Consider the following 25192-nt stretch of genomic DNA (forward strand, 5'->3'; position numbering starts at 1 on the left):
TTAGTTAATTCCTTTCTGATAGACGGTCACGAATCTCTATTTTGTCCGTGTATAAATCAAAGTCTTGTATTAATTCTAGCGCTTCTGTAAAGCGACTTTGTGGAATGTCTTTCATTTTTCTCACGCCGAATTCCTTTTTAATAAAAGCCATGATGGTATTGATATGAAGCTTACCGTGGCCATCATACTCCAAATGGCTGCAAAAAGTCTGCATCGTCCCTCGAATCACCTTTAATTGCTTGGCAGTGACACAACTCATTGGTAACGCTCATCCTTTCCTTTGTTTTAACAGCTAAAAAGAATCTTGGTTAAAAGAAAAACCTTCCAGTGTCTATTATATAATGGTTTCATTCGGATATCAAAATAAAAAAGAACAGACATTCGATTGAAAAAACAATCGTGCCCTCACAATCCTTTTCTCACATATCAAAAAGCCGGATTCAATGATAGAATCCGGCTTTCTATTTAGTTACTTTTCGAAATTAACACCTTTCCAACAGAACGATCCTTACTTTGTCCAACGACTTTAAAGGATAACCCATATGTCGGTACATCGCGTCCTGCATCTGGGTTGTTTGGATTCACATAGTTCTTTTTATCACTAAATGTACGAGCCGGGCGAATGTAGCGATCTTGCAAAGTTAAGCCCGTTGTGGCTGTATAATCTATATTCAGCTTCGTACTTGGATTCAAAGAGAATGCTGCATCATGTACTTGGAACCCTGTTGCGGCAATGGAACCATCACTCCATTTTAATACTTGCTGATCTGCATCTACTACGCCAAGGAAGCCGTTCCCCGGATGTTTTCCTACCCAGTTATCACTGTATGATTGATCGACATACCAAACAACCAACCCGTTATTATAGCTCATCAGACTTGCCCCGCGTTTAATATGCTTTAAGCCTTTATCGACATCAGCATAAGAGCGCCACTCTAGTAAATAGTATTGTGCTGCATATTGTTTTCCATTAGATTTTGAGAATCCATTAAAGGTAAAAGTAGACGTGCCCTCGGCATCATCTGACCATACTTTCGCTCCATCTGCTGTGACGTTCAGGTCATCTACGAATAAGCCTGGGAGTGCATAGCCTGCATCAGTTGTGTAACGGAATTGCAGGTCGATTTTCTTCCCTGCATAAGCAGACAGGTCAAAGGCTGCATCTACCCAGCCGTCTGATTTTCCGTCGATGCCATTGCCTTCGTTTGCACCTGCTTCATTTCGATCATTCGTGATGTTACCCGCGATGGTCTTCCATTGATCAGTCCCTGTTTCACGCACTTCGACATACGCATAATCATAATCTTCTTCAATATCGTACCATGCTTTAAATGTCAGCTCTGCTTTGCTTCCTTTTGACAAATCAATACCTGTTGTCGTCATGGTTGCATTCAAATTGTCACCCGTTCCGCTGAAGTACGAATATTTCCCTTGAGCAGGTGTCGTGACGACAATCTCTTTATCTGGTAAATCGACTCGAACGGCATCATGGTTCGTTCCTTTTGTTGCTGCTTCATCAATTAATACTGTTTTGCTTTTCTTTAATGTTTTACCATCGATGGTTTGTCCAGAAAGCCAGTTGCCTCCATGCAGATTTTGAAGCATTTCTTTCGCATATGGGCTAAAGCCTGTTGGTTCCGTACCAGGAACTTTACCTGCCCAGCTTCCGCTTGACATGATCGACCAGTAAGAAACGGGCTCTCCTCTGCCTGTGTACTGTGTATCGTACTCGTCAGGAAGACCAAGATCATGTCCGAATTCATGTGTGAACACACCTGCTGCGCCATCTTCAGGCTCGATGGTGTAATCCAACGCGCCTAATTTCCCGCCTTGACCAACTTCAGATTCAGTATCCGGAATTTCAAATACATCACCAAGTGACCAGCGGTGTGACCAAATCGCATCAGCGCCAAGTTGTCCACCGCCTGCTTCTTCACCTACGCCGGCGTGAACGACCATCAGATGGTCAATGATGCCGTCTGGCTCGTTATAAACACCGTCGCCATCAATATCATAACGGTCCCATTGATCATACTCGCTGAGATCAATATTCGGATCTTTTGCTGCTGCTTCGAGTGCTTCTTTCACCAATTCGCGCGGTCTGCCGTCACTGCCTGAATCGTCAGGTACGTTCCCGCCGTAATAAGCTGCATCATGCTTCGCTGTATACCATCCTGCAACTGTTCCACTAACTGTGTAACTGCCGCCGGACTGCTTTTCATAGTATTGCTTCATGGATACTTTCCGTTTCCCATCAGGACCGATGTAGCCATTTTTTCCGAAAAGCATATCTTGATAGTGCTGTTGATCGTACTTGTCATAGTACATATCAGTCTCTTCTTTTTTAATACTATTATGCTTATAATCTTTAAAATCTACTAATAAAACCAATACTTTATCATTGCGGACGTCACCTTTATACTTTTCCTTTTTGACCGGTTTTACTTGATTGCTTTCTTTTCCTTTATGCTTCTTTAATTTTTTCTTTTTGGCAAGTTTGTTATGTACCTCTTGTTTGTATTCTTTCAGGAATTCAGGCTCTTCTGTTAAGGTGCTGGCACTTTGTTTCATTGCTGATTCTTCTTTTTTCTTTAGATAGTTCTTTAATGCTTTTTGGGTTTCTGCCTCATTGGCATTCTTTTTGATCTTTCCTTGTTTTTTCAAGGCTTTGACAAGACGGTCTTCATTCACGACACTTGAGTCAAATGGAATACCTGAATAATGACCGCCATCAGAGGATGTTGATTTTTCTGTGGTGTGGGCAGATAGAGGGGTGCTGAAAGCTGTCAATGTGCCTAAACTTAGGACAGCGGTTAGTGCAATTTTCGTCCATTTCCCTTTTTTCATATTGGTTCCTCCCTATTTTGGTAATAAATAATATCTAATTCTAGCATATTCCAATATAGTTAAGTCGAAAAACATTTTATTTTCAGAAATTTTGTGGAAAATGCACAATACGTGAATGAAATGGGTGGAACCATATGTCGAAAATAAAAGAACCCTAGGCGATAACCGCCTAGGGTGTTTGTTGTTTTTCTATGAAAGCTGCTGGCCTTGAAAGGCAACCACGTCAAGTGGAGCGGCTAAGAATTCTTTTGCCTTCGCTACGAAAGCCTGGAAATGAGCACTTGCATTATGGCTCTGAACCGCAGCGTCATCTTTCCACACTTCTACCATTAAAAAGGTATTTTCCTTTTCTGTATCCTTGAACAGCTTGTAGGAAACATTGCCTTCTTCAGCCTGTGAAGCTTTCATTAACTCGTTGATTTCTTCTAAAAATACGTTTTCTTTTTCTGGATGAATGGTCATCCCTGCATGAATAATAATCATTTGATCGTCTCCTTTTGAAAAGATATTATTTCCACTCAGCAATACGATCAACCGGTAAGCGGTAAGATGCATAGCCTTCGTCTGCTGCTTTCCCAATTGATAGCAGCATGACTGGTACATAACGTTCTTTATCCCATCCAAATGTTTCAGCGATGACTTCTTTATCATATCCGCCAATTGGATTTGTATCATAACCGTGTGCACGTGCAGCAAGCATAAGCTGCATAGACACAATCCCACCGTCAATTAAGATGGTTTCGCGGTTCACTTGCTCTGGAAGAACCTCAAAGTGTGCAGTTAATGCAGCAATTTGTCTTTCTTTCACTTCTTGCGGCATGTAGCCATGCTCTACTGCTTTTGAATAAATTTCTTCTAAGTATTCATTGCTTTTCATATCTGCAAATACTGCAATGACAGCTGCTGATGTTGACACTTGAGTTTGGTTGAATTTTGCAAGTGGTGCAAGCTTTTCTTTTCCTTCTGGGCTGTCAATAACCATGAAGCGCCAAGGCTGTGCATTTACTGATGATGGTGCAGTTGTTGCTTCTTCTAAAATCTCTGTCATTTCTTCTTTGCTGATTTTCACAGATGGATCATAGTTACGAATAGAGCGGCGCCCTTTCATAATTTCCATAAAATCGTTTGTTTTTAATGTTGTAGCCATGTGTAACACTCCTTTAGGTTGTTTGAATCTTTTCGATGTTTTGTTGTATACGGATGAGCACATCAGTGAGAAGCCTTCGTTCTTCTTCACTTACGTTTTCAAGCATTTCTGAGATAAATCGTTCTTTTTCTATTTTAGAAGCTTCGATTCTCGTTCTGCCTTCTTCTGTTAAGCGGACAAGTGTGACTCGATTATCTTCTGGTTTTCTTCTGCGTGTGACCATTCCTTTTGTTTCTAGCTGTTTTAAATGACGCGTCACAGCTGCACTATCAATATTTACTTTTTTCTGCAAATCTGATTGGCTGATTTCATCGGCTTGGAATAACAGCGATAGCAACTCAAGTCTTGATTGGCTGATGCCCGTGCATGCTTCGAACTTCACGCCCATCATACGGTTCACGCACTGCAAACGATATAATACCTCTGCCTCTTCAGAGCAAAATGCAGTCAATGCCATCCCCTCTTTTCTATTCAGAAATCAATTACTTGATATATCAATCATTGACTCGTCAATTAATATACACCCATTGTTTGATGATTGCAAGAGGTTTGTTTCATAAAGTGAATTTTTTTATTTCAATAGAAAAAGACGGGCCTAAAATGACCATAAAAAAAGACAAAAGCGACGAATCACTTTTGTCCTTTTTCTTTATTCAGTAATGACTGTGTGGATCAATGTTGGTGCATCGGCATGATCAGCAATGCGGATGTTGTCATAAATTTTCTCCATGACATTTGCAACATCTTCACGATTCGCATGCAGAGTCACAAGTGAATCTCCTTTTTCAACACGATCGCCCACTTTTTTGTTCAGCATAATGCCGACAGATAGGTCGATATCGTCCTCTTTTGTTGCGCGTCCTGCTCCAAGAATCATCGCTGCAACACCGATTTCGTCCGCGACGATTTCAGCTACGACACCTGATTCTTTTGCAGGTACTTCGATTTTGTAAGGTGCTTGCGGCAGTTTTTCAGGCTGATCCACAATTGAGCTGTCTCCACCTTGGTTTTCTAAGAATTCCTTGAATTTCTCAAGTGCTTTGCCGTTTTTCATCACTTCAATCAGCTTTTCTCTTGCTTCATCAAGTGTGTCTGCTTTTTTCGCAAGAACGACCATTTGACTTCCTAATGTGAGCACAAGCTCGTTTAAGTCTTCAGGACCTTCGCCTCGGAGTGTGTCAATCGCTTCTTTCACTTCAAGGGAATTTCCAATCGCTAATCCTAGCGGCTGAGACATGTCAGAGATAACCGCCATTGTTTGTCTGCCTACGTTGTTTCCGATGCGTACCATGGCTTTTGCAAGCTTTTCTGAGTCTTCTGGTGTTTTCATGAAAGCACCTGCGCCTGTTTTCACATCAAGTACAATCGCATCTGCACCAGCAGCAATTTTCTTACTCATAATGGAGCTTGCAATAAGCGGAATTGAGTTAACAGTTCCTGTCACATCACGAAGAGCATACAGCTTTTTATCAGCTGGTGTCAGGTTGCCTGATTGGCCAATAACTGCTACTTTATGACGGTTCACGAGCTCGATGAATTCGTCTTTTGTAATTTCTACGTGAAAGCCTTTGACCGCTTCAAGCTTGTCCACTGTACCGCCTGTATGCCCAAGACCGCGCCCTGACATTTTCGCAACAGGTACATCTAGTGCCGCAACAAGAGGAGCGAGTACAAGCGTTGTTGTATCGCCTACACCGCCTGTCGAGTGCTTGTCTACTTTAATACCGTCAATGGCAGACAGGTCAATTGTATCTCCTGAGTTCGCCATAGCGAGTGTTAAGTCTGCACGTTCTTGATCCGTCATATCTTGGAAGAAAATCGCCATAGCCAAGGCACTTGCTTGGTAGTCAGGAATTGTTCCGTCCGTATAACCTTTGACAAAGAAAGAAATTTCCTCTGAAGTTAATTCTTTTCCGTCACGTTTTTTCGCAATGATATCTACCATTCTCATTGTTTTCACCATTCCTTTTTTTAAATTAGTAAATCAAACCGACAACGCCTGCTGTTAAGAAGCTGACAAGAGTTGCACCGAATAACAGCTTTAATCCAAAGCGTGCGACTACGTTTCCTTGCTTTTCGTTTAAGCCTTTGACTGCTCCAGCAATGATGCCGATAGAAGAGAAGTTCGCAAATGATACAAGGAATACAGAAATAATCGCTTCTGTACGAGCAGTGAAATGCAGGCCGTCTCCAGATAGAGCGAGCATCGCAACAAATTCGTTCGATACCATTTTGGTCGCCATAATGCTTCCTGCTTGTACCGCTTCGCTCCAAGGTACACCGACAAGGAACGCAAATGGAGCAAAGACATATCCAAGTACATCTTGGAAAGAAACACCGATGACTGCTGTAAAGATACCGTTAATCATCGCAATTAATGCAACGAATCCAATCAACATTGCAGCAACAACAATCGCTACTTTGAAACCATCCATAATGTATTCGCCAAGCATTTCGAAGAAGGATTGTCTTTCTTCCTCGACGACTTCAAGCATGTCTTCATCCTTAGACACTTCATACGGATTGATGATTGATGCGATAATAAATCCACCAAATAGGTTCAGCACAAGTGCTGTAACCACATACTCTGGTTTAATCATTTGCATGTACGCACCAACAATCGACATCGATACCGTCGACATTGCAGATGCACATAATGTATAAAGACGCTGCTGAGGTAATAATCCAAGCTGTTTCTTAATAGAAATAAAGACTTCTGATTGACCTAAAATCGCAGACGCTACTGCGTTGTAAGATTCTAGTTTCCCCATACCGTTCACTTTACTAAGCAAATATCCGATTCCGCGTACGATAAGCGGAAGAATACGCCAATGCTGCAGAATACCGATTAACGCCGAGATAAAGACGATCGGCAGTAAAACATTGATGAAGAAAGTGGACGCATTATCATTCATTAACCCGCCAAATACAAAGTTGATTCCTTCGCCGGCATAGCCTAGAAGCATTTGGAATCCTTTTGCAAAGCCTCCGACTAGGAAGTTTCCAACACCTGTATTGAGCAGAATATAACCTAAAATAAATTGCAGTACAATCATGACAATTACTGGACGGAATTTCACTCGTTTTTTTCCATTACTAGCCAGCCATGCAATGGCGAGAATCACTAGCAAACCGATGATACCAATCACGTATTTCATGTTTTTCCTCCTTGAATGAATTCGTTTACATTAATGCGCTTGTATGGAACAAACCCTATTTCGCAAACAAAACGCGGAAGAAATTCCCAGAAGTGAGTTCCTTCCGCATATGACTTTTTCATCATTTATGAGTCATGAATGTTATCCTACCATAGGATCGTATGAATTAATAGTCTTTCGAAGGAGCTGATTGATCCCCTTTGATAATGGAAACGCCTGCACTAGCGCCAATACGCGTAGCACCTGCTGCAGTCATTGCCTCAACGTCTTCTTTTGTTCTCACGCCGCCTGATGCTTTCACACCGATGTCAGGTCCTACTGTTTTACGCATTAATGCAATGTCCTCAGCCGTTGCACCGCCTGTACTAAATCCAGTCGATGTTTTCACAAAATCTGCGCCCGCTTTCACTGAAAGCTCACAAGCTTTAACTTTTTCTTCATCAGTAAGTAAACATGTTTCAATAATGACTTTCACTAATGCTTTGCCTTTTGCTGCGTCTACAACTGCACGAATATCTTGTTCAACCACATCATATTCGCCGTCTTTCAATGCCGCAACATTGATGACCATGTCCACTTCTGTTGCACCGTTTTCAATGGCATCCTTTGTTTCGAATGCTTTCACCGCTGTTGTGTTTGCGCCTAACGGGAAACCGATGACTGTACATACATCAACACCTGTTCCGGCTAGTTCTTTCGACGCTAGAGATACCCAAGTTGGGTTTACGCAAACAGATGCAAATTGATGAGTCTTTGCTTCTTCAAGTAACTGCATAATTGCAGCTCTAGTTGTATCTGGTTTTAGTGCTGTATGATCAATGAGCTTTGCTATCGTCATGCTTCACACTTCCTTTTAATTATGATACTTTCATCATATATGACGGATGAACAATTGTAAACATGGTTATGAAATTTTGTTCATCTATTTTGTGACATTTAAAAGAGCCCTCGCTGTGTGCTGATCGATGATCAATACATTGGCATATTTCCCTCTTAGTGCACCGTGTATAGAAGCCACCTTTCGATGACCGCCAGCGACAAGAATGGATCGTTCTTTTGTCCTTAAATCATCTAGCTCTACGCCAATTGTGCGATTGTTAATGGCTTCACTGCAAATGCGTCCATCTTGATCATAAAAACGCGAGCAAATGTCTCCAACACTGGATTCCTTGAGGAGCGCTTTTTCTTCTTCACGGAAATAACCTAGTCTAAACAAAAGTGCTTCATCTCTTACCGTTCCAACAGTAAACACAGCGATATTCGCCTGCTTGCCCATTTCAATAATTCGCTGAATATGTCTGTCCTGCTCCACCATTTCCTTGACAGCAGCACTATCAAATACAACAGGAAGCGGCAAATAGCGCGGTGCTGTTTGAAAGGCCTCAGCAAACAGCTGGATGGTTTCCGCAGAATATGTATTCACATGAGAATGGCTGATTCCACCCTTGAGCTGGACAACCTCCACACCTTTTACCTGTTTAGGTTGCATCTTTTGTGCAATTTGATACATAGTCGTTCCCCAGCTCACGCCAACGATATCACCGTCTTTCACCGTCTCTTGCAAGTAATCTGCACCAAATCGGCTCAAATAATCGGTGATGGTTGGATAGTCGTCCTTTGGCGAAAACACCACATGTGCTTCGAGAAGGTCATATTTTTCCTTGAGCAATGAAGAAAGCTCGTTTAAATCCTCAAACGGATCCATCACCGTAATCTGGACGTATCCCTTCTCTTTCGCATATTGAAGCAGCCGAGATACGGTCGGTCTCGACAAGTTGAGCTGTTTGGCAATTTCCTGCTGGCTGTAATCAGACAAATAGTAAAGCCTTGCCGCTTCAATACTCAGCTGTTGTTTCTCTCGATCCATTCATACGCCCCCTTTTTTCTTCTATCATAACAAATTGTTCACCTCATCATGCACAAATGTTCATTTAAAGAAAATTGTATAAGCGGCATGAAAGGTCTCATTCTTTTCTAATGTTTGAATGCCAAACTTCTCTTTATACTGTCCATGCGTCCCTTCCCTATCGGCGATGCCATACCACGGCTCAATACAAACAAAAGGAGCCATCGTTCCTTTTTCTTGATCATAAGGCGACCAAATGCCAACGAAAGGAAAGCCAGTGAGATCGACCTCAACTCCGTGACCTGCCCCTGAAGTCAATGACACTCGATTGATATGGCTAAAGATCATCGCATCATGCTGAAAAAGCTCTGGGCGAAGCTGGATCGGTTCAAGCTGAATGCCTTTTTCTTTCTCCCTGACAAGTGAATTCCGCAGCTCATATTGCACAGGGAGATGTTCAGTGGAAGATGTCAATGTGAGTGAATAATCTGATGTTTGCTCACCTTCAACAAGCGGAATACGAAATGCTGGGTGTCCTCCAATGGAGAAATACATCGTATCCTCTCCGTCATGATCAATTTCCCAGGAAATCTTCAGTCCATTTTCCAATAGTTCATAACGAATTCGCGCTGTAAATTCATACGGGTATTGCTTCACGTGCCGGCCTCTTGATTCATATTGAAAGGTCACCGTATGCTTCGTTTCTTCATATAAATCAAAATTGACATCACGTAAAAACCCATGCTGTGTGAGCTCGAAGGTTTGATCGTCAATCTTGTATTGATCATTCATTAATCGCCCAACAATCGGAAACAAGACAGGCGACACCCTGCCCCAATAAGCTGGATCACCAGACCACATATAGTGACGCCCGCTTTCCTTGTCAAGCACCTCCCTGACTTCCGCTCCTTTTTCATGAATCTGAACCAATAACTGATCATTTTCAATCGTTTTCATTCAATACATCCCCTTTCCTTCTTCTTTTATTATGACAGGGATTTTGGTTTTGAGTATCAAATTCGACATCTCTTACTCACCAATTAAAAAAATTTTAAAAAAGACAGAAATTCGCCAACAAAATGTAATGCTGATTCGTCTAATCTTATATAAAATAAAAGAATCGTTGCTCTTTTGAATGAACGACAAAAAGAAGCGTTTGACATTGATGGGGGATTCATTTTCATGAACAGCAAGGAAAATCGTTTTCGTTATATTTTAGGATTAGATGGACTAAGAGCCGTTGCTGTATTGGCAGTCATTGCTTATCACTTACATATCGGACCCGCAAGCGGCGGGTTTCTTGGCGTTGATTTATTTTTTGTCATTTCTGGTTACTTGATAACAACGATCTTGTTACATAAGCAGGATTTAGGCTATCAAGAGCTTTTGCCATTTTGGATGGGACGGATCAGGAGGCTTCTTCCAGCAGCTTACATCATGATTTTTATAACCGTCAGCTGGTGCGCGATTGCTGGATCAAACGCATTATTGTCCATTCGTGGCGATGCCATATCGTCCTTTTTTTATGTCAGTAACTGGTGGTACATTTTTCATCAGCTTTCATATTTTGATAGCTTCAATGCCCTATCTCCACTGAAAAATTTGTGGTCTCTGGCAATAGAAGAGCAATTTTATATCATTTGGCCGGTACTGTTGATAGCAGGGCTGAAATGGGTAAAAAACAGATCGCATCTGCCTATGATCACCTTTGGACTTGCTCTTGTCTCTGCCTTATGGATGGCGATTCTTTATTCACCAGATACCGATCCAAGCAGGGTTTATTATGGAACAGATACTCGTGCATTTGCGCTCCTGATTGGATGCAGCCTGGCATTTGTGTGGCCTATGCAAAGACTGTCCAGCAAAAAATTACTTCCTGTTGGCAGACGTATTTTACATATTGCCGGGTTCGGTTCGTTTGCGATTTTCCTTCTTTGTGTTTATGCAGTGGACGATTTCGATGCCTTTCTCTATCAGGGCGGCATGCTTTTATTCTGTCTGAATGCGGCCATCTTAATTGCGTGCGTCTGCCATCCTGCAAGTCTTATAGGGAAATGGCTGTCCTTTCAGCCGCTCGTCTGGCTAGGTAAGCGGTCTTATGGTATTTATTTGTGGCATTATCCCATTATCGTACTGACCACACCGGTCATTGAAATTGGACAGCCTTCCATAGCGCGTGTCACATTGCAGCTCATCGCCATTTTACTAGTTGCTGAGGCTTCCTATCGCTTCATCGAACAACCGATCCGCCAGCATGGCTTCAGACAATATTTTTCCTCTTGGTCTATTTGGAAAAAAGGAATCAAACAGTGGTCTACATCTAATAAGGTGTTCCTTGGAATCACCGCAGCTCTTTTGATCTTATTTATTATCGGCATGTCTAACTCGCCCTCTTCATCTCCACATGTGAAGGAAGTGACGCAAATTAAGACAGCACCGAAAAAAACAGCCGAACCATCGGAATCAAAAGCGAAGAAAAAGAAAGAAAAGCACGAGAAAAAAGCAGCTGATCAAAAACAATTTCACCAAGTTCTTGCCATTGGTGATTCTGTCATGCTAGACATTGCGCCGAATCTTGAAAAAGCATATAAACAAATCACCATCGATGGGAAAGTTGGCAGACAGATGAACGAAGCCATCAGCATCGCCCCTCAATACAAATCATTTAATCAATCTGATGCTGCTGTTATCATTGAACTTGGCACAAATGGTTATTTTACTGAGGACACGCTGAAAGCATTCATTCAAAACTTTTCAAAGGCACATATTTTCCTAGTGAACACGAGGGTCCCTAGATCATGGGAAAATGATGTAAATACGGTAATTCAGCGAGTGGCCGATCAAGATCAAAATGTTACCTTGGTCGATTGGCATTCAGCCGCTACTGGACAGCCATCCTATTTTCAGTCCGATGGGGTCCACCTTTCAAAAAAAGGTTCTGACACATTGACACAGCTCATCACAGCAAGCATTAAGAAAAAAGGGGATGTGTCGACGTCATCATAAAAAGACTAGCAGAATGCTAGTCTTTTTTTCAGCGTGATAGAAAACCTTTGCAGTCGAGGAAGGGCGAGTACCGGCGCGGAGCGAATTTGACATTCGTGAGCACCAGCACGCAGACCTGACAACGAATGCGAGGGTTTGTCTGCACGCTGCTTTTATGCCGTCAAAAGGCTGGCTCTTATGACTAATGTCTGCTCTTCCTTTGTTTTTTGATCCACCAAAGCAAAAAGCCCGTTCTCATATGCTAGTGAAAATAATTGTTCAATATGAAAAACTCCTGACTGAAACCGCCTGTTCAATAAATGCAGGGCCGCAGCACAGGCGACTTGAGCTGTTGCTTGAGACTCGTCGTGTCCTTTTATACCAAGCGCTGCATGATGAACCTTTTTCCCATCCGTCCCTGCCGCCTCCACTTTGACTGCATATTGATCTGTTCCCACTTGAGAAGATTGAATCATTGAAATGGCTCTGTCCTTCATCTTCGGCAGTGTAAGGAACGACGTCAGTCCAAGGCTCCTTGTGAAGGCCAATGCACCCGTCGCGAGACGTGAATCAAAACAAAGCCTTGTCGTCACAGATGGCACATGAAGTGTGGAAAGCAATGTCTGTTGATCAGAGAAGGGGAATCGATAGGCATACCGCTTTCCAAGCTGTTCACCAAAGTTGACCTGTCTGCCTCCAGTAAAGCTTTTCACTCTTTTCCGCTGATCATGCTCAGTGAGTTCATATTCAGTATGGACATGATCAATCGTCCATTCAATCGCGGCTTTTCCATGCTGATCCCCCAACCCAAGCATAATCCCAATATCTATTTGATCCACTGATGAAAGCATAGATGCCGCTTTCGCAGCTAATAAATTTGTAAGACCGGGCGCGAGGCCTACACTGAGCAAAGCCGTTGCACTGATTTGCTGCTGATCCAGCTGTGCCATTTGCTCCATATACGCCCCCTTTGCAGAAATATCGATATAATCAATGCCTGCCCGCAGAACGGTTTCAGCAAATGACGTGTCATCTTGGTCGAGACACATGATCACCAGCTTTGTTTCATCCATCCAGTCCGAATGTAATGGCTGACTAACATCTAGTTTGTAAGGACGGACTCTTCTTTTTGTCTGCTGTGAAAATTGTTCGGCCTTCTCATAGCTCCTGCCCGCCGCAACAATTTGCCCTGGATACACTTCACTTAACTGAAGACATATTTGCTGTCCGACATGTCCATAGCCGCCAATTACCATCACCTGTGATCTCATCTCTCATCCGCCTCTCTACGACCTCGCTTGCAAACAAGCCCTTTGATCATTCCTGCCTGAAAATAAGGTCTGATGTCTCGAAACCCCGCCTCAATTAAATGTCCTCTCATTTCCTCCTCAGGCACAGGATATGTGGCACGTCCCAGCCTGTCATGAAAGGACGAAAACACTTCTTTTCCTAGACCTTGCCGCTTCATGAAAAGAGACATCATATGAAGCTCTTGCTGAAATGCGCTGGAATTCATCTCTCCTTGTATAAATGCGAGTACAAACGGGGCCCCTGGTTGAAGCCTTTGTGCAATCTCCTGTAAAAATGGCAGCCGATTTTCTACAAAATGAATTACGAGCAGGCTCACTGCGGCATCGTAAACAGCTTCAGCAGACACCTTGTTTAATGCGGTCTCATACCATGTGACACGCGCCTCCATATGGAGCTGTGAAACCCGCTGTTTCGCCATATCCAGCATAGATGCAGAGGGATCGACTCCTGTGATGAGCCAGTCTTCTTTTCTCTGAAGCATGTTGATGATCTCTTCGCCCCCACCCGCTCCGACAGTTAGAATACGAGAGGCCGCTCCCTTTATTTCAGTTTCTAATACATCTACTGTTAACTCATGCAAAAGGTGATAGCCGGGTACTTTATGTGAAATCGTTGCTGCGTATAATTCAGCAACAGGATCGTGCCAATGCTGGTGTCCCTTCATATGATTCTCCTCCAGTTCCTTTCCGCTTTCCATCGTTTCCTGTACACTATCGATATGACATCTTTATTGTAAAAAGAGGCACCAGAAAAAACGATCCCTAAAAGTGGGGGTTTTTGAGGAGGAGATCATGTGGTCAATCCAGCCACTCATTTTCAGCAGCTAAGGCAGCACATTCGGGACGAGCTTGCTGCTGTCCTTGATTTTGATGCCGCCTGTATCACAACCATCGATCCAGCCACTCTCCTCTCGACAGGTTCCTACACTGATGAACCGATTGAAGAAATTCATGACCAGCTCTTTCAAAATGAATTTTTAAAAAAGGACGTGCATCAGCATGAGTTTCTAGCCAAAGGCCCTATTCATGCTGCGAGTCTCGTCCAAAGCGGAGAATATCTGAGCAGCGAGCGCTATCTGCATATTTTGATACCTAACGGTTGGTCTGATGAATTGCGGGCAGCCCTTGTGATTCAAGGAGAATGCTGGGGTATCGCCAGCCTTTATCGTCAACAGGGCAAGGAATCTTTTCAGAAGCGAGATATACAAGCAGTCATCGATCTAACACCGTCACTTGCAGCCAAGCTGAGAGATGAGCTTTTCAAAAAAAGGGACACTGAAGATGATGATGCGGCGGAGCAGCAAGGATTTCTCATTCTTTCAACTCATTACAAGCTTCTTTATGGAAATGAGACAGGGCTCCATTGGCTTCGTACATTTCAAGCCTTTGAGCAAATCCATGACCAAGCCGTCATGCCCCGCCCGTTCAGAGCATTAGGCGCTAAACTTTTATACGGCGGCACCGATCAAACAGCAGCAAGCATCACAAGAATGCCTACGGGGGTCTTTCTTTCCCTTCAAGCCTTTCGATTGGCGCAGGCTGACAGGCAGGAGGAGGCTGTCATGATTCACATCAAACGAGCCCAAACAAATGATATTCTTCCTTATGCAGCGAAAACGTACAAGCTGACAGAAAAAGAGATGAACGTCCTCGACTGCTTATTAAAGGGCCAGTCGACAAAGGAAATTGCGAGTACGTTATATATTTCACCCCATACCGTTCATGATCATGTGAAAGCGATGCTGCAAAAGACGAATTTAAACAGCAGACGTATGCTTGTTTACTTTTTCTCCAATATATAAAAAAGCGGCTGCCGCACTGGCAGACCGCTCTTTTCTTATTTTCCTAAAACCAGCTCATGCAGGACATGTGCTACTCCGGCTTCATTATTAGATTTTGTTACAACATCAGCTACGGCTTTGACATCATCAATGGCATTTCCCATAGCGACGCCGCAGCCCGCAAACTCTAGCATTGAGACGTCGTTCCCGTTATCCCCAATAGCCATGACTTCTTCACGAGGAATTCCCAGCTCCTTCGCTAGAAGCTTCACGGCATTTCCCTTACTCACATCAGGATGCAGGATTTCAAGGAAGAAATCTGTACTTTTCACCATCATATACTTTTCCTTCACTTCAGATGGAATGGCTTGTATCGTTTTTTCCAAACGTTCTGGCTGATCAATATACATCATTTTTGGAAGTCTCATCGATGAATCTGCCTCTTCAACAGGCATATATTTCAGCGGCAGTTTTGTTAAGTAGGATTCAAGCACTGTGTATTCACTAATATCACGATTCGGTGTGTATAAATTGGCTGAATCGAAATAATGCATCGGCGTGTCCAGCTGACGGCTCAATTCATATAACGAAGTTAAGTCATCATAGGATAATGTCAGCTCTGACACCACTTCATTTGTATGGCTGTTTTGAACAAGCGCTCCATTATAGGCGATCACATAATCTCCCTCTTGATCAAGCTGAAGATCAGCTAAATAGCGATTTACCCCGCCAATTGGCCGGCCTGTACATAAAACAATTTTAATTCCTTCTGCCTTAGCCTGTTGAATGGCTTCAAACACTTCATCCGGCACCATATGTTGATCATTTAATAACGTACCATCCATATCAATTGCGACTAATTTATACATTCACTGGTCCCCTTTTCTCAGCAAAAACGTGCTGTCACTATTTTGAGCCACCATTACGATGATGACAGGTTATTTCATTACTATTTACCTATTTTAGCCTATCGTTTTTTCTTCACGCTGTCTACTTGTTCTTATCTGTAACAAATATCACATGAGTCTACTCTATTATAACGCATTCTAATCATCGTGCTCGTGCTGATCACCCATTTGAAACAAGTAAAACAGAACAATTGTCCACCACTATAGAATGTTTTGAAACGAGTAAATCTAATTGTATGATGAATAACAAAGAAAGGAGGTGCAGGGAATGATTACGTTTACGAGAGGTAAATTGTCAAAAATGTCTGGTGTACATATTGAAACCATTCGTTTTTACGAAAATGAGGGAGTGCTCCCAGAGCCAAAGAGAGCACATAACGGCTATCGTCTATATGATAAAAAATATGTACTCATGCTATCATTTATCACCGAAGCGAGAAAGCTAGATTTCTCCCTTAAAGAAATTCGTGAAATTATCAAGTCACTTTTTGAAAAACAGTCAAAAACAGAAGCTGAACAGCTGCTCGAGCAAAAAGTCGAAGATATCCAGCACTCTATTCAAGAGTTAAAAAAAAGGAAGGCTGCCATTCAATTGTTAACAAAGCAAACATTAGCAAACATCAGCTGATTGTAAGGGCTGCCAAAGGTGTGCCGGTGTTGATCACTGGCACACTTCGCTCATGTATCTCAGTACACGTTCAATGAAAACATCGGTTATACTAGAGTCAGCTTAAACGAGTGGAAGGGGTTTTGAGAATGAACATCGCAACCATCGGAACAGGTATCATTGTGGAAGGCTTCCTGCAAGCGATTGAACAGCTCGACGGTGCTTCTTGTCACGCTGTCTATTCAAGAAAGGAAGCAACGGCAAAGAAGTTCGCAGACAAATTTGGGGTGCAGACAACTTATACGGATCTAACTGCTATGCTAGAAGATCCTCACGTAGAAGCCGTTTACATCGCATCACCGAATCGTTTACATAGCGAGCATGCAACGAAAGCATTGAAACACGGAAAACATGTGATATGCGAAAAGCCTTTCACCTCTAATGTAAAAGAGCTGGAAGCCTTAATCGCTCTCGCAAAGGAAAAGCAGCTTCTCCTATTTGAAGCCATTACGACCGTTCATATGCCAAACTATCATTTGATCAAAAAGCACCTTCATCAATTAGGTAAAATCAAACTGGTTCAATGCAACTATAGTCAATATTCAAGCAAATATAATCAGCTGCTAGCCGGCGAAACGCCAAATGTCTTTAACCCTGAGTTCTCTGGAGGAGCGCTGATGGATATTAATATCTATAATGTCCATTTCATCATGAACCTCTTTGGATCACCAGAGCAAGTCCGATATCAGGCAAACCGCCATCCAAACGGTATTGACACATCTGGTGTTTTGACGTTCACTTACAATGATTTTATTGCGACAAGTGTCGGCAGTAAGGATACAAGCAGCATGAACTTTGCATTGATTCAAGGAGAAAAAGGCTTCATTCATGTGAAAAATGGGGCGAATGGGTGCGAGGAAGTGCTGCTGCATGTTGATGACAGGGTCATCTCACTCAATGCACAAACAAATCCAAATCGGCTGTTTTATGAAGCAGAAGCTTTCCAGCAGATCATTGAAACAAAAAATCATGAACAGTGCTATTCATGGCTTGATGAAAGTCTCTCCGTGATGAAAGTTCTTGATGCCGCAAGAAAAGATGCAGGTATTGTTTTCCCAGCAGATCAATTTTAATGAAAAAACCGCCTTCTATGAGAGGGCGGTTTTTGACGATTAAATACTCTTTGAATACGCCACAAGACGCTGAGACATGTGATTCACTTCATCGACTGAAGCATTCACCTGCTCTGTTAAAGCAGCCTGAGTTTGCGTGAGAGCTGTCATATTCGAGATATTTTCAAGAATTTCATCAATTTGTGTTTTCATTTCCGTTAAACTAGATTCGATATTTTCCGTTGCATTGGCACTATGCAGCGCCAGCTTCCGTACTTCATCTGCAACAACAGAGAATCCGCGGCCCTGTTCACCAGCTCTAGCTGCTTCAATTGCAGCATTTAGACCAAGCAGGTTCGTTTGGTTCGCCACTTCTTTGATTAAGTCAGAAATATTTTTCGTCTCATCAGCACTATTTTTTGCTAAATTGGCGGCAGATGTTGACTGCTCTTGAGCAACAGCAAGCTCCTGTGCTTGATTTGTCACAGAGCTAATGCCCGATACCATCTCACTAATAGAACTTGAAAGCTGTTCTACTTGTGACGCCATTTCATTCGCTGTTTTCTCTTTGTTTTTTTCTAACGTGATATCACGAATGGTTCCTGCCACACGAAGAGGCACACCTTTTTCATCACGAATGGTTTCACCACCGGCATGATACCAGCGGTACTCCCCATTTTTGCGCTGCAATCTGTAATCAATATCAAACGGTGTACGTCCAGAGTGATCATTTAAATGATCTGCAAAAGCTTGGAGAGCCATTTCTTGATCCTCAGGATGCAGACGATCGCTCCAGCTGCTCAGTACATTCGGGAAATCTTTTTCGTCTGTAAAGCCAAGCGTTTTTCTGAACTGCGGAGACCACCAGAATTCGTTATTTGGATTGACTGGATCGCCTGCCTCTACCACCATGTCCCAAGGAGCTTCGACAAGCGCACGGTTGATTAAGTCATATCTTGTGACAAATGCTTGCAGCTCTTCTTCTTTCAATTTCTGATCATGAATATCAAAAAGAGCGCCCGCCACACGAAGAGGGACACCATTTCGATCACGAACGGTCGTTCCAGTTGCTTTGAACCAGCGATAATCTCCGTTTTTTAACTTTAAGCGATATTCGATATCATACGGCGTACGCCCTGAATGATCCAATAAATGCGAAGAAAATGCATCTAATGTATATTCTTGTTCATCCGGATGTATTCGAGATGCCCAGCTGTCTAATAGATTGGGAAAATCGTGCTCATTTTGAAAGCCGAGCATTTTGCGGAATTCATCCGTCCATGTGAATTCATTTTTTGGATTGACTGGGTCTCCAGCGATGACGACCATATCCCATAAGCCAACTTGAATGGCTTTTGTCACTAATTCCACCCGCATTTGAATATTTTCATGTGCTTCCTGCATCTTTTGCAAAGCTTCATTAATTTGTGCCACTGCTTCAATCGTTTGGCTAGAAGAAAATGCAGCAGTATCTAATCTTGCTGAAAGGTCTCCTTTTTCGATTCTTTCTATTAATTGGCTGCTTTCACTCAGAAGGATTCCAGCCGATGAATCATTTGCTTTTCTCTTAAACATCTTTCATAACTCCTTTCAACTCTAACGTTCTTGAAATATTTTACAGTTATAAACAATTCTTTATTAGGACTTTAGTAATACAAATGATATATCGACAAAAACTGAAAATTGTTTATGTCATAAATAAGGCAAATGTTCATTTATTTGAAGTTTCGTTTTTAGAATATGGATGAAATAAGGGAATTATGGATATAAATATATGTTTTGATAGAATCAACCTCTATTTTTGTCTGAAAAATCTCTTTTTTTATATTGACACTGACGTCTTGAAAAAAGAAAATGGAACATAAGCATTTTTAAAAAAGGAGAACGTCATGAGCGCGAATCAGGAGCAACAAGAATTAAAAAAGCTTTTATCACCGCGTCACATTCGCATGATTGCGATGGGCGGGGTCATTGGTACAGGAATCTTTAAAGGAAGTGCCGATACAATTGGTTTAGCAGGCCCTGGGGTCATTTTTTCCTATGTATTTGCTGGATTGCTGCTCCTCATTGTGATGGCAGCATTAGCCGAAATGGCCATTGTGTATCCGGGAAATAATCTTCGCGACCTTATACAAATTGCGCTTGGTCAACGTTTTTCATTTGTCGTCGGCTGGGTTTACTGTTTTATGTGGCTCACTGTATGTGTCATTGAGATTATTGCAGCTGGCAGTCTGCTTCAATACTGGCTGCCGAACGTGCCGCTATGGTCACTATGTTTACTTTGCTCACTGTTAGTCATCGGAATTAACTTAAATAATGTAAAATACTTTGGTGAAATTGAGTTTTGGTTCGCTGGAATGAAGATTTTCGTTATTATTGTCTTTATTATTCTCGGTGCAGCATTATTATTTGGGATCATTCCAAACGAACAAAGCACACCAGCGCTTACCAACTATCAAAACTTCGTCCCGAATGGATGGGGTGCGATCTTTGCATCACTTTTAGTGGTTATTTTCTCTTATGGAGGCTCTGAATTGATTGGGCTGACCATTACTGAAACAAAGGATGCGGAGAAGGTTCTGCCTGGAGTAGTCAAAAGTATGATGTGGCGGATTATCTTATTTTACACATTGCCGATTTTGATCATCTGCGGCCTTATTCCTTGGAATCAAATTGACCCAAATAACAGTCCTTTTGTCCAAGTCTTTTCTGCTGCTGGTATGCAAGGCGCCTCTCACTTCATTAATTTCGTCTTGATTACAGCCGTTCTCTCTGCGGCGAATTCCGGAATTTATGGAACGACGAGAATGATTCATTCTCTTTCTAAATCAGACGGCGGTCCGAAAAAACTGGCACAGGTCAACAAAAGAGGCGTACCCATTTTAAGTTTATGGGTTACCGTTCTATTTCTTCTCATCGGAACATTTTTTGCTTACTTATATCCAGACCAAATTTTCAGCTACATGCTGGCTATTCCTGGTTTTGCTGTTTCACTCATTTGGATCAGCATTTGTATGGCACATCTGAAACTGCGTCCAAAGTATCCACAGGAGCCATATTTCAAGGTGTGGCTGTTTCCGTATCTAACTTTATTTGCAGGTCTTGTACTCAGTTTGAGCTTTGTTTTGTTCCTATTCAGACAAGAAAACCTGCCTAGCTCCATTATCAGCATTGGTTTCTTAGTCGCTGCCATCATCGCTTCATTCTTAATGAAAAAGAAGGCTTAAACGCCAAAACCCGCCGAATTGGCGGGTTTTTTTATGAGCTGCTATCTTCTGTTACCTCAAAATCAATCGACGCTTTTGGAATGCCGTTGATGATAATCGTTAAAGTATGGGTTCCCTCATAGTGCTTTCTCGTCGTCATATTTTGAAAGGACTGTGATCTGATAAATTCTCTATTTAACGCTGAACTTGTTTCAAACTCTGTGATTTTAAATACCTTTTGATTGCGGGTACCCCGAGCTTTGACATAGTCTATGGCATACTCTATACGCAGCTTTAGTGGCTTAGCGGCCTGAAGTGTAAATTGAAAGGTCATTTTCTCTCCAATACGAATAGGGTCTTGCACTACCTTCAAATCTGTTACTTGAACAGATGGATCATCCCCATAGCCAAACAAAGCCATGATATCTGGATCGCCTTTTTTTAGTAAGGTACGAGATGCATGTTTGATGATCCAGTTCGTATGTTCATTCGTTCCATACCAGCTTTTAGCCGTCTTCTTCATCAGATCAGGCTGAATCGCTGAAATGTCATTTAAGTGGTTCGCTACACTTTTTTGCACATAGCGCGCTGGGTCCGACTTCAAGTTTTCTAAAATAGGCAGCGTAACCGAAGGATCCTTTTTAAGTGCAGGAACAGTTAATCCCCATGGCAAACGTGGTCTGCATCCTTCACTAGCCAGCCGCCGAATATGCTCATTTTGATTCTGTGACCATACAAGCATGTGCGCCAGCATTTTGTCTTGATCCTGAATCAGAAAAGGCCGAACGGCAAATTCAGAAGTGGAAAAAGGCGTAAAGAATTCGAGCGCCTTGATCGAGATATCCCATTGTGCTAGACCGTACATTTCGACGTAGTCTGGAAATACAAGCGCACTAAGTCCTGAAAAATGCGGGGCTGTCTGACGCAGCACCTCAATGGCCTGCTCATAATCCTTAGGCAGACAGGCATGCATCGATTCAGTGACTCTTCTCATTCTGCCTTTTAACTCAAGCTGCTGCCAATCCTTTTGAAACACAAGCCGCTGGAATTCTCCAGCATCAAACCCAGTCGACGCTTGTGCAAGTTTCTCCGCTAATTCTTCAATAAATAATTCATGATAAACGTGTTTTAATGGTTCGATCGTGTCCGCCTCCCGCTTCTCAATATCTTTATTTTACCCCAATCTGAAAGAGGTGGTATTGTCAAAAGCAAAAACAGCCCAATTCCGAAGAATCAGGCTGTTGCGTCTCACTATATAAACATATTAATGATCATAATAAATGCAATGGCACTAACAGAAATGATCGTCTCCATAGCCGTCCATGTCAAAAACGTTTCTTTAATGGTCATACCAAAATACTCTTTGATCAGCCAAAAACCAGAGTCATTGACGTGAGACAAAATCAATGAACCCGCCCCTGTAGCTAACACTAGGAGCTCTCTGCTCACATCCGGCATAGATGCAGCAATCGGTGCGACAATACCAGCTGCGGTCATCATGGAGACCGTAGCAGATCCTGTTGCCACACGAATAACCGCAGCAATCAGCCAGCTAAGCAAAATTGGCGAGATCGGCGAGTGTTTGGCTAAATCTGCAATATAATCACCAACACCCGAATCGATGAGCACATTATTGAAAGCCCCGCCTGCTCCAATGACAAGCAGAATAGAAGCAATCGGTCCTAAGCACTCATTACTAAAGGAAAGCACCCGGTCACGGCTCATCCCTTGCACAAAGCCAAGACTGAAGAAAGAATACACCGTTGCAATCAGCAGTGCTGTAATTGGATCTCCAATGTACTTAAATACCTGATACCAAATATTGTCCTCTGGTAAAATAATATCCGCCAGTGTGGCAAGAAGCATTAGAATCACTGGCACCAAAATCGTAAACATCGTATTTGCAAAGCCGGGAAGTTTTCGATCTTCATTGCGTTCAGTAAATTGCTTTCTCAGCAGCTCTGGAACTGGTTTATGAATCCGCTTTCCAATCCACTTTCCATACAGCGGCCCAGCAATAATAGCTGTCGGCAAACCGACAATAATGGAAAAGAAAATGGTTTTCCCCACGTTGGCATGATAGATGCCGACAGCTGCCATGGCAGCTGGATGAGGCGGCACAAGACCGTGAACGACAGACAAGCCAGCAATGAGCGAAATCCCAATTGTCACGAGCGAGATTCCCGTTTCAATCGCAATCGTAAACAATAAAGGAATGAGAAGAACGAATCCGACCTGGAAAAAGACAGGTATTCCCACAATAAAGGCAACAAACATCATCGCCCAATGCACATTTTTTGTCCCAAACCGGCCGATTAATGTGTGAGCGATCCGCTCAGCTCCACCTGATTCAGCCATCATTTTCCCAAGCATGGTTCCAAGCGCTAGAACTATGGCCAGCAATGATAACGTATTGCCTAACCCCGTTTTGATGGATTGAATAATTTCCTGCAGGTCCATCCCTGTGGCAAAGCCGACTAACATAGAGGTAATAATTAAACTCACAAACGGATTCAACTTAGCAACTGTTATGAGGATGAGTAAAAGGACAATTGCGGCAATCACGATGAATAAAAGCATGCTCTCCCACCTTTTCCCTGATGTTTAATGATTTTGTTTTAATTGCAGCGCACTAATGACATCAAATTCATCCTTGAGTTTGTCATAGAGACGCTCATATAAGTAAAACAGTTCTATGTATGTTTCATTGTTCTCCATATTTGGTTCATGACGGGCAGAGATTCGAATCCAATCTTGGACCTCTTCTATCTCTTCCATATAACCTAAACTATGAAGTGCGAGGACAGCCGCCCCAAGTGCTGATGCCTCGTAGCTTTCTGGGACAAGTACTTCCCTGCCCATCGTATCCGCTAAAATTTGCCGCCACAGCGGAGATCGCGCAAATCCGCCCGACGCCCTGACATCCTTTGCTGAACCGGTTAAATCCCTTAAGGCAACACCGATTGAGAAAACACTCATAATGACGCCTTCTAACACAGCTCTTATAAAATGCTCCCGCTTATGCTGAAGACCGATCCCAAAGAAAGTGCCTCTCGCATTAGGATTCCAATAAGGTGCACGCTCACCTGTTAAAAATGGCAGAAACAGCAGTCCCTCTGAGCCGGCTGGAACTTTTTTCGCAATATCAATCATCAGGTCGTAAGGGTCCACTCCAAGACGCTTTGCTACCTCAACCTCCGAGGATCCAAATTCATCCTTCAGCCATCTGAGCATAATCCCGCCATTATTCGTCGGTCCTCCAACCACCCAATGCTTATCAGTCAACGCATAGCAGAACGTTCTTGATTGTTCATCTGTTATTGGTTTGTCCACGACCGTACGGACTGCACCGCTTGTCCCAATCGTGACAGCCACCTCACCTTTTCCAATCGCTCCCACACCTAAGTTCGCTAGAACCCCATCATTCGCACCAACAACAAATGGTGTATCTTCCGCAATGCCCATTCGCAGGGCGATCTCTGGCTGAATCCCTCTCAGCTGATATGTCGTGGGAACAAGTTCAGACAATTGATCAGCTTCAATTCCAGCAATACGCAGCGCCTGCTCATCCCATTGAAGCGTTTCCAAACGGAACAGTCCCGTTGCTGAAGCGATTGAATAATCGACGACATACTGACCGAAGAAATGATAAAGAATATATTCTTTGATGGAAATGAATTTCGCTGCCTTCTTGAAGACATCAGGTGCCATTTCCTTGATCCACCGTATTTTTGAAAGCGGTGACATTGGATGGATCGGTGTACCGGTTCTTTTATACACTTGGAAGCCGTCCATGTCTGAAGTGATTCGCTTCGCTTGTTCTGCACTTCTGTTATCTGCCCAAATGATACTGTTCGTTAACGCCTTGCCATGCTTATCCATCACAATCAAGGAATGCATCGCTGTACTAATCCCGACGCCTATGAGATGTTTTGCATCAAATGCTGCTTTCGTCAACGCACCTCTTACACTTGCAATGACGGCTTCTAATATATGTTCAGGGTCCTGTTCAACCCATGCTGGCTGGGGCTGAATGAGATCATAAGGAACCGAATGCTTTGCTATCACTTTCCCCTGTGGTCCAAACAGAACCGCCTTTGTACTTGTTGTTCCAATATCCAAACCAATTACCGCCTGGTTTCCCTTCATCTGTATCACGCCCAATCATTGATTTGAAATCATATTTTATTGTTTTGATATACCTGTTAAATCCCATTATAGGAATAATTTTTTCGACATTCAACGACTAAAAAGAAAATTATTTTCACTTAAAAGCTCAAAATCG

21 protein-coding genes and 1 pseudogene are annotated in these 25192 nt (G+C 42.7%); 5 read left to right on the top strand and 17 right to left on the bottom strand.

Going from position 1 to position 25192, the window contains the following annotated elements:
- Positions 1-4 precede the first annotated feature (4 nt).
- The 10 genes and pseudogenes from AWT60_RS01605 to AWT60_RS01650 form a co-directional block, all read right to left on the bottom strand.
- Entirely contained in the window at positions 5-259 is a 255-nt protein-coding gene (locus tag AWT60_RS01605; protein WP_012011773.1) for an ORF6C domain-containing protein, read from the bottom strand.
- Between the two features lie 206 nt (positions 260-465).
- A complete protein-coding gene (locus tag AWT60_RS01610) occupies positions 466-2847 on the bottom strand; it encodes an immune inhibitor A domain-containing protein (protein ID WP_218676790.1) in 2382 nt (793 codons plus the stop codon).
- Between the two features lie 189 nt (positions 2848-3036).
- A complete protein-coding gene (locus tag AWT60_RS01615) occupies positions 3037-3330 on the bottom strand; it encodes a putative quinol monooxygenase (RefSeq protein WP_024423933.1) in 294 nt (97 codons plus the stop codon).
- Positions 3331-3355: 25 nt separating this feature from the next.
- Positions 3356-3994, bottom strand: a complete 639-nt coding sequence (locus AWT60_RS01620; protein WP_024427550.1) for a nitroreductase family protein — start codon at positions 3992-3994, stop codon at positions 3356-3358.
- A 13-nt stretch (positions 3995-4007) separates the two neighbouring features.
- Positions 4008-4492 (bottom strand): annotated as a pseudogene (locus AWT60_RS01625) (MarR family winged helix-turn-helix transcriptional regulator).
- Between the two features lie 151 nt (positions 4493-4643).
- Entirely contained in the window at positions 4644-5945 is a 1302-nt protein-coding gene (locus AWT60_RS01630; RefSeq protein WP_024427551.1) for a pyrimidine-nucleoside phosphorylase, read from the bottom strand.
- A gap of 25 nt (positions 5946-5970) precedes the next feature.
- A complete protein-coding gene (locus AWT60_RS01635; RefSeq protein WP_017368363.1) occupies positions 5971-7152 on the bottom strand; it encodes a NupC/NupG family nucleoside CNT transporter in 1182 nt (393 codons plus the stop codon).
- 166 nt (positions 7153-7318) lie between these two features.
- The gene (gene deoC, locus AWT60_RS01640; protein ID WP_024423938.1) at positions 7319-7990 is read right to left on the bottom strand and encodes a deoxyribose-phosphate aldolase; all 672 of its coding nucleotides are present in this window, start codon (positions 7988-7990) and stop codon (positions 7319-7321) included.
- A gap of 84 nt (positions 7991-8074) precedes the next feature.
- Positions 8075-9019, bottom strand: coding sequence for a DNA-binding transcriptional repressor DeoR (locus AWT60_RS01645; protein WP_034624115.1), 945 nt, complete (start codon positions 9017-9019; stop codon positions 8075-8077).
- Between the two features lie 60 nt (positions 9020-9079).
- Positions 9080-9955: an aldose 1-epimerase family protein gene (locus AWT60_RS01650; RefSeq protein ID WP_218676791.1), complete on the bottom strand. Its 876-nt coding sequence runs from the start codon at positions 9953-9955 to the stop codon at positions 9080-9082.
- Between the two features lie 225 nt (positions 9956-10180).
- Between AWT60_RS01650 and AWT60_RS01655 the strand changes: the two genes are divergently transcribed.
- Positions 10181-12004 (top strand): acyltransferase family protein, encoded by a 1824-nt coding sequence (locus AWT60_RS01655; protein WP_218676792.1) that lies wholly within the window; start codon positions 10181-10183, stop codon positions 12002-12004.
- A gap of 152 nt (positions 12005-12156) precedes the next feature.
- Here AWT60_RS01655 and AWT60_RS01660 read toward each other — a convergent pair whose 3' ends face one another.
- Both AWT60_RS01660 and AWT60_RS01665 read right to left on the bottom strand, forming a co-directional pair.
- Positions 12157-13254: a saccharopine dehydrogenase family protein gene (locus tag AWT60_RS01660; RefSeq protein WP_218676793.1), complete on the bottom strand. Its 1098-nt coding sequence runs from the start codon at positions 13252-13254 to the stop codon at positions 12157-12159.
- Positions 13251-13958: a class I SAM-dependent methyltransferase gene (locus tag AWT60_RS01665; protein WP_087975965.1), complete on the bottom strand. Its 708-nt coding sequence runs from the start codon at positions 13956-13958 to the stop codon at positions 13251-13253. Before AWT60_RS01665 ends, AWT60_RS01660 begins: the two co-directional genes overlap by 4 nt.
- A 129-nt stretch (positions 13959-14087) precedes the next feature.
- On the opposite strand from AWT60_RS01665, the gene AWT60_RS18680 reads away from it, so the two are divergent.
- Positions 14088-15095: a helix-turn-helix transcriptional regulator gene (locus tag AWT60_RS18680; RefSeq protein ID WP_087975964.1), complete on the top strand. Its 1008-nt coding sequence runs from the start codon at positions 14088-14090 to the stop codon at positions 15093-15095.
- A 35-nt stretch (positions 15096-15130) separates the two neighbouring features.
- Here the strand turns inward: AWT60_RS18680 and yidA are convergent, their stop codons facing one another.
- Positions 15131-15943: a sugar-phosphatase gene (yidA, locus tag AWT60_RS01675; protein ID WP_024423947.1), complete on the bottom strand. Its 813-nt coding sequence runs from the start codon at positions 15941-15943 to the stop codon at positions 15131-15133.
- A gap of 307 nt (positions 15944-16250) precedes the next feature.
- On the opposite strand from yidA, the gene AWT60_RS01680 reads away from it, so the two are divergent.
- A complete protein-coding gene (locus AWT60_RS01680) occupies positions 16251-16610 on the top strand; it encodes a MerR family transcriptional regulator (protein ID WP_039182663.1) in 360 nt (119 codons plus the stop codon).
- Between the two features lie 128 nt (positions 16611-16738).
- Positions 16739-17722 (top strand): Gfo/Idh/MocA family protein, encoded by a 984-nt coding sequence (locus AWT60_RS01685; RefSeq protein WP_087975963.1) that lies wholly within the window; start codon positions 16739-16741, stop codon positions 17720-17722.
- Positions 17723-17761: 39 nt separating this feature from the next.
- Here AWT60_RS01685 and AWT60_RS01690 read toward each other — a convergent pair whose 3' ends face one another.
- Positions 17762-19276 (bottom strand): methyl-accepting chemotaxis protein, encoded by a 1515-nt coding sequence (locus AWT60_RS01690; protein ID WP_087975962.1) that lies wholly within the window; start codon positions 19274-19276, stop codon positions 17762-17764.
- A gap of 314 nt (positions 19277-19590) precedes the next feature.
- Between AWT60_RS01690 and AWT60_RS01695 the strand changes: the two genes are divergently transcribed.
- On the top strand, positions 19591-20928 hold the full coding sequence (locus AWT60_RS01695) for an amino acid permease (RefSeq protein WP_024423951.1): 1338 nt from the start codon (positions 19591-19593) through the stop codon (positions 20926-20928).
- 31 nt (positions 20929-20959) lie between these two features.
- Here the strand turns inward: AWT60_RS01695 and AWT60_RS01700 are convergent, their stop codons facing one another.
- From AWT60_RS01700 to gntK, 3 genes are all read right to left on the bottom strand, one after another.
- Entirely contained in the window at positions 20960-22048 is a 1089-nt protein-coding gene (locus tag AWT60_RS01700) for a DNA alkylation repair protein (protein ID WP_373272886.1), read from the bottom strand.
- A gap of 110 nt (positions 22049-22158) precedes the next feature.
- Entirely contained in the window at positions 22159-23487 is a 1329-nt protein-coding gene (locus tag AWT60_RS01705; RefSeq protein ID WP_024423953.1) for a GntP family permease, read from the bottom strand.
- Between the two features lie 24 nt (positions 23488-23511).
- A complete protein-coding gene (gene gntK, locus AWT60_RS01710) occupies positions 23512-25056 on the bottom strand; it encodes a gluconokinase (RefSeq protein WP_041105753.1) in 1545 nt (514 codons plus the stop codon).
- Between the last annotated feature and the right edge of the window lie 136 nt (positions 25057-25192).

Origin of the sequence: Bacillus sp. F2HM (assembly GCF_019266135.1) — a bacterium.
Taxonomy (GTDB): domain Bacteria; phylum Bacillota; class Bacilli; order Bacillales; family Bacillaceae; genus Bacillus; species Bacillus safensis.

Excerpts from the sequence above, each read along its gene's own strand:
- AWT60_RS01605 (WP_012011773.1), bottom strand. The coding sequence starts at position 259 with ATGAGTTGTGTCACTGCCAAGCAATTAAAGGTGATTCGAGGGACGATG.
- AWT60_RS01610 (WP_218676790.1), bottom strand. The coding sequence starts at position 2,847 with ATGAAAAAAGGGAAATGGACGAAAATTGCACTAACCGCTGTCCTAAGT.
- AWT60_RS01615 (WP_024423933.1), bottom strand. The coding sequence starts at position 3,330 with ATGATTATTATTCATGCAGGGATGACCATTCATCCAGAAAAAGAAAAC.
- AWT60_RS01620 (WP_024427550.1), bottom strand. The coding sequence starts at position 3,994 with ATGGCTACAACATTAAAAACAAACGATTTTATGGAAATTATGAAAGGG.
- AWT60_RS01630 (WP_024427551.1), bottom strand. The coding sequence starts at position 5,945 with ATGAGAATGGTAGATATCATTGCGAAAAAACGTGACGGAAAAGAATTA.
- AWT60_RS01635 (WP_017368363.1), bottom strand. The coding sequence starts at position 7,152 with ATGAAATACGTGATTGGTATCATCGGTTTGCTAGTGATTCTCGCCATT.
- deoC (WP_024423938.1), bottom strand. The coding sequence starts at position 7,990 with ATGACGATAGCAAAGCTCATTGATCATACAGCACTAAAACCAGATACA.
- AWT60_RS01645 (WP_034624115.1), bottom strand. The coding sequence starts at position 9,019 with ATGGATCGAGAGAAACAACAGCTGAGTATTGAAGCGGCAAGGCTTTAC.
- AWT60_RS01650 (WP_218676791.1), bottom strand. The coding sequence starts at position 9,955 with ATGAAAACGATTGAAAATGATCAGTTATTGGTTCAGATTCATGAAAAA.
- AWT60_RS01655 (WP_218676792.1), top strand. The coding sequence starts at position 10,181 with ATGAACAGCAAGGAAAATCGTTTTCGTTATATTTTAGGATTAGATGGA.
- AWT60_RS01660 (WP_218676793.1), bottom strand. The coding sequence starts at position 13,254 with ATGAGATCACAGGTGATGGTAATTGGCGGCTATGGACATGTCGGACAG.
- AWT60_RS01665 (WP_087975965.1), bottom strand. The coding sequence starts at position 13,958 with ATGAAGGGACACCAGCATTGGCACGATCCTGTTGCTGAATTATACGCA.
- yidA (WP_024423947.1), bottom strand. The coding sequence starts at position 15,943 with ATGTATAAATTAGTCGCAATTGATATGGATGGTACGTTATTAAATGAT.
- AWT60_RS01680 (WP_039182663.1), top strand. The coding sequence starts at position 16,251 with ATGATTACGTTTACGAGAGGTAAATTGTCAAAAATGTCTGGTGTACAT.
- AWT60_RS01685 (WP_087975963.1), top strand. The coding sequence starts at position 16,739 with ATGAACATCGCAACCATCGGAACAGGTATCATTGTGGAAGGCTTCCTG.
- AWT60_RS01690 (WP_087975962.1), bottom strand. The coding sequence starts at position 19,276 with ATGTTTAAGAGAAAAGCAAATGATTCATCGGCTGGAATCCTTCTGAGT.
- AWT60_RS01695 (WP_024423951.1), top strand. The coding sequence starts at position 19,591 with ATGAGCGCGAATCAGGAGCAACAAGAATTAAAAAAGCTTTTATCACCG.
- AWT60_RS01705 (WP_024423953.1), bottom strand. The coding sequence starts at position 23,487 with ATGCTTTTATTCATCGTGATTGCCGCAATTGTCCTTTTACTCATCCTC.
- gntK (WP_041105753.1), bottom strand. The coding sequence starts at position 25,056 with ATGAAGGGAAACCAGGCGGTAATTGGTTTGGATATTGGAACAACAAGT.